This window comes from Asticcacaulis excentricus (assembly GCF_003966695.1).
GTDB lineage: Bacteria > Pseudomonadota > Alphaproteobacteria > Caulobacterales > Caulobacteraceae > Asticcacaulis > Asticcacaulis excentricus_A.
This window is the reverse complement of record NZ_AP018828.1, coordinates 674,590-686,521: the sequence shown is the minus strand read 5'-3', so window position 1 is coordinate 686,521 and position 11,932 is coordinate 674,590. Positions and strand designations below refer to the sequence as shown.

Genomic DNA, 11,932 nt, shown 5'->3' with positions numbered 1-11,932 from the left:
ATTTCAAAACGCAATTTAAATTTAGTTTTATTTTGCAACCTACGTTTCATCACGTCAATCCCAGCCAATCGCGGACAGGGCCGATACGTCTCAGCACCCATCGCTCGATCAGGGCCACAAGGATCAGGCATAGCCCCATCATCGGCAGGAAGAGGGCAAGGCCCAGTATCAGCAGACCCAGTCCCGTGCCCAGCCGTTCGTCGGGCAGGCGGCTGGGCGCGCCCAGTGTGACTTTGTCCGGTCGCCGTCGCCACCACATCATCACCGCCGAAACGCATAGCGTCAAAAGCCCTGCGGCGGTCAGCACCCCCAGCGCCTGATTGAGCGCGCCGAACAACTGGCCCTCGTGCAGGGCGATACCCACACCGAACACCCGGTCGATCAGCGGCTTATCGCCAAAGGTCTTGATCTGCGCCACGTCACCCATGTGATCGAAGGTGACGGTGACGCCCTTGGGCCGGTTCTGGGTCTGGGAGACGCCCTGCCACGGCTTGCCCTTGGCCGGTGCCATCAGCACGACCGGCGGCGGCAGGTCGGCAGCGCGCAGTTCGCCCGCCATATGGTCCAGAAGCGTCAGATCGACCGCGCCTCCGGTTTGCGCACTGCCGTGGCCGTGGCTGTCGTGCTCGCTGGCCTTGTCCGCTGCGCGGCTGGTGGACCAGTCGGGTTTGGACGACTGAGCGATCACCGCCTGACGCACCACCTTGAAACCGGCCCCCCAGACGGTCGTCCACGGCAGGCCGGTAAGCAGCAGACAGAGCGCGAAAAATGACACCCACAGACCCGTCACCGCGTGCAGATCGCGCCAGAACAGCCTAGCCTCAAGGCGCGGCCACAGAACTCCGGCCGGACCTTTTGTGCCCCGCGGCCACCACAGATAGAGGCCGGTAAGGATCATCACTATGGCCCAGCACGCTGCCGTTTCGACCAGCAGGGTGCCGAACAGTCCGGCAAACAACTCGCCATGGATGGTTTTGACGACATTCATAAACCGCGCCTCTTCGGGCACGGATTTCAGCACGGTCAGGGTTTCCGGGTGCACATAGACGCGCAGCCGTTCGCCATTTTCGCTCAGCGTGACGCGCGCCGCGTCGGTCACATCCGGCCGGACTTCGACCGACTGAAACTGCGCGTTGGGAAAGGCCGCCAGTGCGCCTTCGGCCTGCACAGACAGGGGCTGAACCCGCCCCGCCCGACCTACCTGATCATAGGGGCGGTCGATCGCCGCCTCGATCTGGGGCTTGAACAGATAGATCGGCCCCGTCAGGGACAGGATCACGAGGAAGGGGATGCACACCAGCCCCGCATAGAAGTGCCACCGCCAGATCATCCGGTAGTCGATAATCTGGCGGCGAACCGTGTCGTTCGCCGCCTTGGTCATGCTACTGCCCCGTCAGCTTGAAGCCGATGAACACGGCACGCCCTTCGCCGGGCCAGAAGGCCGAGCGCGAACTGGCCGCGACCTTGGTGAAGTCGGTCACCGCCGTGACGCTCGACACATAGCGCGTGTCGTTCAGATTGCGCCCTTCGACGAAGACTTCCAGCCCGTCATTGACCTTTTTGGAGGCCGACAGGTTCCAGACGGTGAAGCCCGGTGATTTTTGCGTATTGGCGTAATCGACCCACACATCCGACGGCGTCCATTCCACCGACGGCGCGATGCGCCAGCCGTTCTTTGAGCTGAAGGCCAGTTCGCCGCGGTAGTAGTGTTCGGGGATGATGGGCAGGTGGGCATTGCCATAGGTCTTGTCATTATCGAACTTGAAATCCGACCAGGTATAGGTTTGACGCGCCATGACGGCCCAGTTGCTGATGCTGCCGATGCGCCAGTCGAGCGCGGCTTCAAGCCCCTGATGGATCGTGTTCTGGGCGTTGAAGGTGGCGGCGGGAATGTCGGGCGACACGATGAAGTTGAGCATCTCACCGTCGATTTCGGCCCGATACAGCGCCACATCCCAGGTCAGGTGTTGCGAGCGGCCGCGCGTGCCGATTTCCGCCGTCACGGCCTCCTGCGGTCGCACGCTGGTGAACTGCGGCAGGGGCGTCTGCACCAGAGCGCCATAGGTTGGGGCTTCGACCGATTTGGTGATATTGGCAAACACCTGCTGACCGCTGGCGTTTTGCCACAGAAGCCCGATGCGCGGCGCAAACCAGTCAAAATCCTTGTCGGCATTGTTGGCCGTATTGAGATAGTTGGTGTAGTCGCGCCGGGTCCAGCCATAGGAACCGCCGGCGATCAGGGCCAGTTGCTCCGTGACGAACAGGCGGCCTTCGGCAAACACATCCCAGCTCTGGGCATTCTGCACCGCGTTACCAGACAGTGTGCCGGGCAGGCCATTGCTGTTGGCAAAGGTATGGGCGTCGATATTGCCGCTTCGGTAATTGACCCCGGCAAAGACGTCGTAGCGCTTGCCGCCCACTGTGCCTTGACCGTCGAGGCGGGCAAAGGCGCCATAGTTCTGATATTGCTGGTCAATATAGATGGAGATGGGGTGGATGAGGTGCTTCCACGCGGCATAGACGCCGCCTTCGACGCGCCAGTTGTCGTTGATCTGCCAGTCGCCCTGCACCGTGCTGCGCGCGGATTTGACGTTGCGGCCGTAACGCAGCAGCGGATAGTTGGCGGCGGTCGTCACCTTGGGCGTCGTCAGAGCCTGTTGGAGAGTCAGAGCCCCGGCGATGCGCTGATCCAGGTCATTGCCCTGAAAAATAAAGCGCAGCGAGCGGCCTTCGCCGAAGCGGCGACCAATATTCAGCGTCACGCGCTTACCGTTCTGTTCGGAATTGTCGCGCCAGCCTTCGGCATGGACGGTGCTGGCCGACAGATAGAGGTCGTAATCGCCGATGACATCGGCATAGGCGACCTGTCCACGGGTGGTACCAAAACTGCCGCCTTCCAGCCGCACCAGCGTGCGGTAACCGGCATTGCGGCCGCTGGTCGTGACGTAGTTGACCGCCCCGCCCAGTTGCGCCCCGCCGAAGCGCAGGGCATTGCCGCCCTTATAGACTTCGATATAGCGCGCCGACAGCGGGTCGATCTCCTGATAATCACCGGAGCCGTCGGCCTGATTGACCGGCACGCCGTCAATGGACAGCCACGAGCCGCGATTGTGCGCGGAGTTACCGATACCGGAGCCGCGAATAGAGAAGCGGCTGTCTTCGCCGAATTTCTTTTGGGCGAACACGCCGGAGACGTTTTTCAGCGTGTCGTACATTCCGACCGCATAGCTGTTGCCATAGGTTTCGGAGGCGACGACCGATACGGCACCCGGTGTCCGCGACAATTTGGCGCGGGTGTCGCGCACGGCGGACGGGTCTTCAGGATTGAGGCGGCCGGTGACGATGACGGTGGGGATGTCATCCGCGTCGGAGGCGATGGGGGCGGCAAAAGCGGGCAGGGCGGCGCACAGGGCGAGGCCGGAAGCGCTGAGGCACAGCGCGAATATACGGGTTTTCATGAAATAACCTGTCTGAAAGCACAAGGTATCAGCGCGCGTGACGCACGCTGAGCGGAAAAGCGATCAGACGAGGTGTGGGGGGCCGCAGGAATGCGGACGCGGCGGGGCGCGGGCCTTGGGTTGCTCAACATCCGAGGCGGGCGTCAGCGCGGCAAGGCTTTGCGTATAGACGACGGGTACGACGGTGAGGTCGGGTTGCGGCAGTCCGGTCAGGCCTGCCAGCACGCAATCGGCGCATTTGAGGCCCTGAGTGGCCTTTTCGGCCTTGTCCTTGGCGACGGCTTGACTGAGGGTCGTATCGACCACCGGCACCGGGCTGTTACACAGGACAAAGCCAGACCCGTCGCGCGATGCCGCCAGAAGGTGCGGCGGAAACAGCACCTGAACCAGCAGGCCCATGACCACAGCGATCAGCGTCCAGAAGCGGGTTTCGCTTCCGGCCTTTGTGCCGTGAGAAAGGGTGCGGGCTATGGCCATGTTTTCGCCTTAACCCTGGCGTGTCGCGGCTGTCAAGCGGCGTTGGCCACGACCTCTGCCAGCTTTTGCAGGGTGACATAGTCCGTCTTGCCCGAACCGAGGACGGGAATCGACTCGACCTTGACCAGCTTTTTGGGGATGGCCAGCGCCGGGACACCCTTCTCCTTTGCCTGATCAGACAGGGTGGACAGGTCCGCCGCCGCATGATCGGTCAGCAGCACCAGGCGCTCACCCTTCTTGTCGTCAGCCAGCGACACGACGGCGTGACGATGGTCCGGCCACACCTCTTCGGCCAACCGCTCAACGGCGGTCAGCGAGACCATCTCCCCGGCGATTTTGGCGAAGCGCTTGGCGCGGCCAAGGATGCGGATGCAGCCGTGGCGGTCGATGGACACAATATCCCCGGTGTCGTGCCAGCCGTCCTTTGGCGCTTCGATGACGTCGGGCGTTTCGAGATTGATATAACCGGCCATGACGTTCGGGCCCTTGACGTGCAGGCGTCCGCCTTCGGGGATGCCTTCGACCACTTCAAGGCGCAGTTGCATACCGGGCAGGGCGCGGCCCACCGTGCCGTAATGATTGTCGGTCGGCAGATTGACCGCCAGAACCGGCGAGGTTTCGGTGACGCCATAGCCTTCGATAACGGTCAGGCCGTACTGTTCGCTGAACAGCTTGTGCGTTTCGTCGCGTACCTTTTCTGCCCCGCAGACCACGAAGGCGAGGGTCGAGAAATCGTCCGGCTGCGCCTGACGGGCGTACTGGTTGAGGAAGGTGTCGGTCGAAAACAGCAGCGACGCTTTCGTTTCCTTGAGCAGGCCGGGGATCTGCTTGACGTGCAGCGGCGACGGGTACTGAAAGCTGCGCATCCCCTGCAACAGCGGCAGGATCAGGCCGCCGGTCAGGCCCAGCGAATGGAAGATCGGCATGGGGTTAAAGCACACCCATTCCGGCTTCAACTCGATATGGGCGGCGATCTGGGCGCAGTTGAGCACCAGATTGGCCTGGGTGAGCACCACGCCGCGCGGCGTGCCGAAGCTGCCCGACGTAAACAGGATGACGCCGATGTCAGAGGGCTTGGCCTTGTGGGCGAAACGGCGCGGCAGTTTGGAGGCCGCCAGTCCGTACAGCTTGTCCGGCAGGGACAGGGATTTACGCAGGTCTTCGAGATAGAGGATGCGGACGAAATGCCCCATGGCCTCAACCAGATCTTCCAGCTTGGCCTGCTGCACGAAGCGCTTCGAGGTAATCACCGTCTTGACCTTGGCGGTCAGGCAGCCCGTCTTGATATTGGCTGGCCCGGCGGTGAAATTGATCATTACCGGCGTGCGCCCGTGGGCGTGCAGGGCAAAGAAGCTGAGAGCCCCGCCCAATGAAGTCGGCAGCATCAGGCCGATGCGCGTTTCCTTCTTCAGCGCCTTGTCAAACAGGCGTGCCAGCACGAAGGTGCGCAGGATAAATTCATTATAGTCCGAAGGCTGGCGGTCCTGATCCTCTATAATGAGCTTGGACTTGCCATGTTTCTCTGCGGCGTCGAGAAGCGCGTCGAACAGGGATTTCGTTTCGGCTTCGACATCAAAAGGGCGCACCATGCGCGATCACTCCCTTTGACCGGCTTGAAGGGCCGTCATTACGCTGCGGCTGCCGATCAATTCTGGTTACACCCTATGAGCCTACGCGCCACAAGTCAATTGAACATTGTTCAAATAATTGAGAGGGGGTCGTTATGTCAGGCGCCAAAGCTCAAAAAGGTCTCAAAAACGGGCCCTAATTCCTCTTCGCGGGCAACGGGTTTCGCCTCGCAGGGGGTGCGCCCGCCACACAGCGCCTTGAGATCGCCTGTCCCGGCCACAATCACAGGAGCGGAGGCACGGCCCAACTCCAGCCGGAAGCCGCTGAGCGCCCGGCGCGCCTCTTCCACCTGTTTGAGCCAACCCTCACTCAGGTGGACGCGACGCAGATCGGGATTGGCCATGCGCCAGCGATGCGCCACCTTGCCCCAGGCATCGGCGGGTTCGTCTTCGCGGTGCCATTCGGCGGGTGAGGCCGATTGCGAGGCGTCCCACGGTGCATAGGCCAGCACCCCGCGCAGCGGCCAGTTGCGGGCATCCATGGCCAGCGCCGTCAGGGCCCCCGACCCGTGCCCGAACAGATAGAGAGGCTTGGCGGGCAAAGGGCGAATGACCTCGGTCACGAAAGCCTCAGCGGCCTTAATGGGGTGTCTGAAGTCGGGCAGGACAATATCCTGATTTTGCAACAGATACTTGCCTGATCCGCCCTGACCCGGCGCTTCGAAAAGCCATACGCTCAGCTTATCCAACACCGCCTGTTGCGCCAGTCCGAAATAGACTTCGGCGGGATAGCGAGCATCGGCCAGGATCAGCAGGTGCCCGCGCGGATTGAGCGGGGGGGCGGCGACACCGTAACGCGCTTCGGGCAGGGTGGCGAATTTAAAACCGCTCCACACGAACCCGGCGGGCGGATAGGCGTCGGGCGACAGGCCGGGAGGGATCTGCGAGTCGGTAAAGGCCACACCCGTCTGGTCCGGGCCTTCGGTGCGCGTGCAGCCCGCCAGCGTAGCGCCTATGCCGGCCGCCGCACCGGCCAGTAACCAGCGGCGGGACAGGGAAGGCGACAGCGGACGGACGGTGAACATGGGGCCAGCTTAGGCCAGATTCCGCTGTTCGGCCATCCCCTGTTACCCTATGTTATAAGGGACAAGGCCTTTTGGCTTGATAATGGCGGGCAAAAAGCCCAATTAGGGACGGACTGTTTCCTTATTAAAGTGTCCCCATGGTTACCCTGATCAACCGGCTCGACGCCTCGGTTTCCAAGCCTGACCTGCGCCATCCTGAAAAGCAGAATCGTCCGGACACCCCGATTCTGAAAAAGCCGGACTGGTTGCGCGTCAAGGCGCCGGGCTCCGAAGGCTATAATGCGACGCGCCAGACCGTGCGCGACGCCAAGCTGGTGACGGTGTGCGAAGAAGCCGCCTGCCCCAATATCGGTGAGTGCTGGACCAAGAACCACGCCACCCTGATGATCATGGGCGACACCTGCACGCGGGCCTGCGCCTTCTGTAACGTCAAGACCGGCCTGCCGCAGCCGCTCGATGCCGATGAGCCGAACCGCGTTGGCATGACCGTGGCCAAGATGGGCCTGGCGCACGTCGTCATCACCTCGGTGGACCGCGACGATCTGGCCGATGGCGGTGCGGCACACTTCGCCGAGGTCATCCGTCAGATTCGCCTGCAATCGCCGAAAACCACCGTCGAAATCCTGACGCCGGACTTTCTGCGTAAGGACGGGGCGGCGGAAATCGTCATCGACGCCAAGCCGGACGTCTTCAATCACAATCTCGAAACGGTGCCGCGCAACTATCTGAAGATCCGTCCCGGCGCGCGCTATTACCACTCGCTTCGCCTGCTGGAGCGCGTCAAGGAACGCGACCCTTCGCAGTTTACCAAGTCCGGCATCATGGTCGGCCTTGGGGAAACCAAGGAAGAGGTGATGCAGGTGATGGACGATATGCGCTCCGCCGGCGTCGATTTCATCACCATCGGTCAGTATCTTCAGCCGACGCGCAAACACGCCGCCATTGACCGCTTCGTCACGCCCGATGAATTCAAGGCCTATGAGTCGATCGCGCGTGCCAAGGGCTTCCTGATGGTGTCGTCGTCGCCGCTCACCCGCTCATCGCACCATGCGGGTGAAGATTTCGAACGTCTGCGCGCGGCGCGTGACGCGCAACTGGCGGGTAAGCGGGCCTGAGACGTGGCGCAGTTTCACCTTGAGCGCGTCCTGCCCTATGCGGCGTCGGACCTGTGGGACATGGTCAGCGATGTGAAGCGGTATCCGGAGTTTATTCCATGGATTACGGCCTTACGCGCCTACAATGCCTCTTCCCCCTCGGATGGGGTACACATGTTCGATGCCGACGTGTCGGTGGGGTATAAGATGCTGTCTGAGCGCTTTTCGACGCGCGTTACCCGTCGCGCCGATGACCTCAGCCTGCATATGGGCCTGCTGCGCGGACCGCTGCGCAAGCTGAACGGCCACTGGCATTTTACCGAAATTGACGGCGGCACGCGCGTCGATTTCGACATGGATATGGATTTCAAAAATCCCATCCTCAACGCCATGCTGAAGGCCAATCTCAATCTCGCTGTCAGCCGACTGATGAGCGTGTTCGAGGCCCGTGCGAAGCAGCTTTATGGCCACAAGGCTTAAGCCTCGGCCTTCAGATGCTCCAGCGCCCAGTGCAGGGCGTACATGACCGACTGTTCGCGGATATAGTCGCGACCCAGATTCTCAAACACATGCACATTGGCCTGAGACCGGACCTCGCCATCGGGCAGGCGGAAGGCCAGCCCGAAACAGACCATCCCGACGGGCTTTTCAACGGAACCGCCGCTCGGCCCGGCGATCCCTGTTACGCTTAAGGCCAGATCGGCCCCGGCCGAGGTCAGCGCCCCTTCGGCCATGGCATGGGCGACGGGCAGGCTTACCGCGCCGTGTTCGGCCAGAACCGCCTCCGGTACGCCCAGAAGCCGCGTCTTGGCAGCGTTGGAATAGGTAACATAGCCTTCGTGGAACGCCTCGGACGCGCCCGAAATGCGCGTCAGGGCCGCGGCGATCAGCCCGCCCGTGCAGCTTTCAGCCGTTGTCAGTGTGCGCCCCTGCGCGCGCGCCAGGGCAAGAATGTCCGTCGCCAGATCAGAGGCGTCCATGGAGAAGCTCCCAAAAGAAAAGGCGTGGGGTCACAGACCCCACGCCCCGTAATCTAGCCAATAGGGCTGAAATTACACGCCCGGATGCAGCGGAGCGTCCAGATTGCTGTTGGCGAAGTCCCAGTTCACCAGCGAGGTGAGGTAGGTTTCGATGAACTTCGGACGCAGGTTCTGATAGTCGAGATAGTAGGCGTGTTCCCACACGTCGATGGTCAGGATCGGCTTGTCGCCCTTGGTGAACGGGGTTTCGGCATTGCCGGTCTTCACGACCTTCAGCTTGCCGTCCTGCCCCAGAACCAGCCACGCCCAGCCCGAACCGAACTGCGTCGCACCGGCGGTCTTGAAGGCTTCAACAAAGGCGTCGAACGAGCCGAAATCGGCATTGATCTTTTCGGCGATGGCGCCCGTCGGCTGACCGCCGCCATTCGGCTTCATCGAGTGCCAGAAGAAGGTGTGGTTCCACACCTGAGCGGCATTGTTGAACACGCCGGGATTGGTGCCTTCCGAGGCCTTGACGATCTCGACCAGCGACTTGTCCGCGAACTCGGTGCCGTCGATCAGCTTGTTCAGATTGTCCACATAGGCCTTGTGGTGCTTGGCGTGGTGGAAGCTGAAAGTATTGGCCGACATGTGCGGCTCAAGCGCGTCGGTCGGATAGGGCAGAGCGGGAAGTTCGAAGGCCATGACATCCTCGGCAGGTTTGAAATGAATAGAATAGAACCAGAGTCGATATATGGGGGCGGGAATCGCTTTTCAAGGCAAATTTCGGTGAGAATAATTCTCAAAATTAGCCTTATAATTTCAGGGGTTAAGCCGGACGCAGGCTGGCATACAGCGTGTGTTCGAACGCCGCTATGTCCTTGCGTCCTTCGCTCAGGTCATCGCTTGAAAAGCCTCGCTTTATTTCGCCATCGGCCAGCAACACACCGGCATCGCAGCGCGTCATGAAGCTGCTGACATCGTGCAGGGCCGTCAGGATCAGGGCCCCTTCACGGGCGCGCTGGGTCAGGCAATTTTTGAGGGCATAGATGGCCAGCGGGTCGAGCCAGTTGAAGGGCTCGTCCAGAATGATCCGCGCGGGTTCGCCCACAAAGGCACACATCAGGGCGATTTTCTGCTTCTGACCCGCCGACAGGGTGCCGATCATTTTATGGCGGAGGGCGTGGTAATCGAGCGCTTCGAGCAGGGCCGGGTCGTTAGGCACTTGAGCTTGACGGCTTTCGGCCACCAGCGCCAGCAGCACCTGCGGCGTCAGTTCGGGCGGCAGGCTGTCGGGCGGCGGCGCATAGCCCCACAGGGCCGCGCGACGTTGCGGCACGGCGGTGACCTCCTCATCCGCAAGCCAGAGACGGCCCTGCGCCACCGGCAACCGCCCGCACAGACTGTTGAGCAGGGTGGTCTTACCGGAGCCGTTCACGCCCAGAATGCCGTACCATTGTCCGGGCGCGAGGCTGAGCGACACCGATGTCACGATGCGCTTTCCGGCAATATCGACGCACAGGTCTTCGCATCTCAGGGCAGGCTGGGTCGCCATCTCTCTCTCCTTACACGCCGCATCAAGAGGATCAGACGCACAGCCAGCCACAACAGGGCCGCCGGCAGGGCCAGCAAGGCCAGCAGGGCCGCAACCGCCAGATCAATCCCCAATACCCAGTCCGCCGTCGCGGGTGTATGGCTGAATCGGGTCAGAAACGTCCACAGAATAAGCACCCCGACCGCGGCCGCCAGCGCCAGAAGGATCATCAGCCCCTCTTTCAGCGGCGCGCCACTGATCAGCAGGCTCAGCAGGCTGAGGCCCAGCCACAGGACGAAGGGGTTAAGGGCGGTTTGCCTGAGGGAGCGGGCCATTGCCCCCGGTTGCCAGCGCAGGAACTGCGTCAGCTCCCCGGAGACCGGACAGAGCAGAACGGCCAAAAGCGCAGAGCCAATGCCAAACAGGCCGAGGCCGGTCTGGGGTTCCGGGTTGTTGGACAGGGCCAGATGCGTCGCCAGCGGTATCCCGATGATCAGAAGGCCGCAGGGCAGCCACAACCGTTTGTGGCGCAGACGGCACCATAGAGGGGCCAGAGCTGCGAAGGGCAAGGGGGCCGTGCGCGTCGAGGCTTCCGCGGCAAATAGCGGCGGCATCAGGGCCGATACCATCCCGGCCCCCAGCCCCAACACCGCCCCCAGGCTCCACAGGCCCAGATCGCGCGGGGCCAGCACGGCCTGAAACCCCAAAAGCGTAAGCCCAACGGGCAGGCAGAGGACGGCGGTGCGAAGGGCAAACCACACGCGCCGCACCTGCGGATCACTGATCAGGGGGAAGAAGGGGCCACGGAGCAGGCCTTGCGCATAGACGGACCGCGCCGAGGGGTAAACCTGCCACGCGGCAACAAACAGCAGGGCGGCGCTATAGGCCCAGATGGGATGATTGTCGTGGGCCTGCGCGCTGAGGGCCTGAAACAGTCCGAACAGCAATCCGCTCAGCAAGGCGAGCGCCACAACTATATCCGAGGGACGCCGCCGCCAGACACGCCAGCGGCTGAGCAGGCGTTCCTGATCCAGTCTGAGCAGTATCTGAAAGGCCGGTTGCACTCAGAAGCCGTCGAACAGGTTGAGGGTTTCCTCTTTCGGTTCGACCTTGGGCACCGGCGTAGCGGGCTTCGCCGGCGAAGCGGTCGCCACGTCACGCACAATGCGTGTGGTGAAGGCGGACTTGTTCTTTTGCAGGCTGGCCAGAAAATCCTTCGGTGTGTCGGTGATGTGGTACTTGTTCGACCACAGCATCATCTCGACCAGAACGGGGGCGAGGTCGGCACCTTTTTCGGTCAGGCGATAGATGTATTTGCGCGCATCATCCGGGTCGGTCGCCTTGGAGATCAGCCCGGCGCTTTCCAGTTTCGACAAACGATCGGCCAGAATATTGGTGGCGATCTTTTCCTCGGCATTGAGGAAGGCCTTATAGGTCGAACGCCCCTTGAACATCAGGTCGCGGATGATCAACAGCGACCACGAGTCCCCCACCGCCTCCAGCAGCAGGTTGATCGGGCATTTGGACCGCGGGCCGCGCGCGGCGTCCTTCGCTGTTTCCTTGGCCGCCTTCGGCGCGGGCTTGGGGGCCTGACGACGGCCAAAGGTCGTGGTGGATTTGACGGGAGCTTGAGCCGTTTTGACCATGGCAGCGGGCTTTCGATGGTGTTCTGAAATCGGATGCCAAAATGAATAGCAGATAACAAGTGAATTATTTATTGAATTGCGTTTTGAAATTTATGTCTGTGAATTGCAATG

Annotated in this window: 12 protein-coding genes; 2 read left to right on the top strand and 10 right to left on the bottom strand. The window is 61.9% G+C overall.

Annotated elements, in window-relative coordinates; translation table 11 throughout:
- Positions 1-49: 49 nt before the first annotated feature.
- From EM6_RS14235 to EM6_RS14215, 5 genes are all read right to left on the bottom strand, one after another.
- Positions 50-1,381 (bottom strand): PepSY-associated TM helix domain-containing protein, encoded by a 1,332-nt coding sequence (locus tag EM6_RS14235; RefSeq protein WP_126423799.1) that lies wholly within the window; start codon positions 1,379-1,381, stop codon positions 50-52.
- 1 nt (position 1,382) lies between these two features.
- The gene (locus EM6_RS14230; RefSeq protein ID WP_126423798.1) at positions 1,383-3,458 is read right to left on the bottom strand and encodes a TonB-dependent receptor family protein; all 2,076 of its coding nucleotides are present in this window, start codon (positions 3,456-3,458) and stop codon (positions 1,383-1,385) included.
- 63 nt (positions 3,459-3,521) lie between these two features.
- Entirely contained in the window at positions 3,522-3,935 is a 414-nt protein-coding gene (locus EM6_RS14225; RefSeq protein WP_126423797.1) for a hypothetical protein, read from the bottom strand.
- Between the two features lie 32 nt (positions 3,936-3,967).
- Positions 3,968-5,524: an AMP-binding protein gene (locus tag EM6_RS14220; RefSeq protein WP_126423796.1), complete on the bottom strand. Its 1,557-nt coding sequence runs from the start codon at positions 5,522-5,524 to the stop codon at positions 3,968-3,970.
- 137 nt (positions 5,525-5,661) lie between these two features.
- Entirely contained in the window at positions 5,662-6,588 is a 927-nt protein-coding gene (locus EM6_RS14215) for an alpha/beta hydrolase (protein WP_126423795.1), read from the bottom strand.
- Positions 6,589-6,725: 137 nt separating this feature from the next.
- Here EM6_RS14215 and lipA point away from each other — a divergent pair, with 137 nt between their 5' ends.
- Both lipA and EM6_RS14205 read left to right on the top strand, forming a co-directional pair.
- Positions 6,726-7,703: a lipoyl synthase gene (gene lipA / locus EM6_RS14210; RefSeq protein WP_126423794.1), complete on the top strand. Its 978-nt coding sequence runs from the start codon at positions 6,726-6,728 to the stop codon at positions 7,701-7,703.
- Between the two features lie 3 nt (positions 7,704-7,706).
- Positions 7,707-8,162, top strand: coding sequence for a type II toxin-antitoxin system RatA family toxin (locus EM6_RS14205; RefSeq protein WP_126423793.1), 456 nt, complete (start codon positions 7,707-7,709; stop codon positions 8,160-8,162).
- Here EM6_RS14205 and EM6_RS14200 read toward each other — a convergent pair.
- From EM6_RS14200 to EM6_RS14180, 5 genes are all read right to left on the bottom strand, one after another.
- Complete coding sequence (locus EM6_RS14200; RefSeq protein ID WP_126423792.1) at positions 8,159-8,662, bottom strand: CinA family protein; 504 nt, start codon at positions 8,660-8,662, stop codon at positions 8,159-8,161. The two genes, EM6_RS14205 and EM6_RS14200, sit on opposite strands and share 4 nt — an antisense overlap.
- A gap of 72 nt (positions 8,663-8,734) precedes the next feature.
- Entirely contained in the window at positions 8,735-9,346 is a 612-nt protein-coding gene (locus tag EM6_RS14195) for a superoxide dismutase (protein WP_126423791.1), read from the bottom strand.
- 124 nt (positions 9,347-9,470) lie between these two features.
- The gene (locus EM6_RS14190) at positions 9,471-10,196 is read right to left on the bottom strand and encodes an ABC transporter ATP-binding protein (RefSeq protein WP_126423790.1); all 726 of its coding nucleotides are present in this window, start codon (positions 10,194-10,196) and stop codon (positions 9,471-9,473) included.
- Complete coding sequence (locus tag EM6_RS14185) at positions 10,175-11,239, bottom strand: hypothetical protein (RefSeq protein ID WP_126423789.1); 1,065 nt, start codon at positions 11,237-11,239, stop codon at positions 10,175-10,177. Before EM6_RS14185 ends, EM6_RS14190 begins: the two co-directional genes overlap by 22 nt.
- The gene (locus tag EM6_RS14180) at positions 11,240-11,821 is read right to left on the bottom strand and encodes a winged helix-turn-helix transcriptional regulator (protein WP_126423788.1); all 582 of its coding nucleotides are present in this window, start codon (positions 11,819-11,821) and stop codon (positions 11,240-11,242) included.
- Between the last annotated feature and the right edge of the window lie 111 nt (positions 11,822-11,932).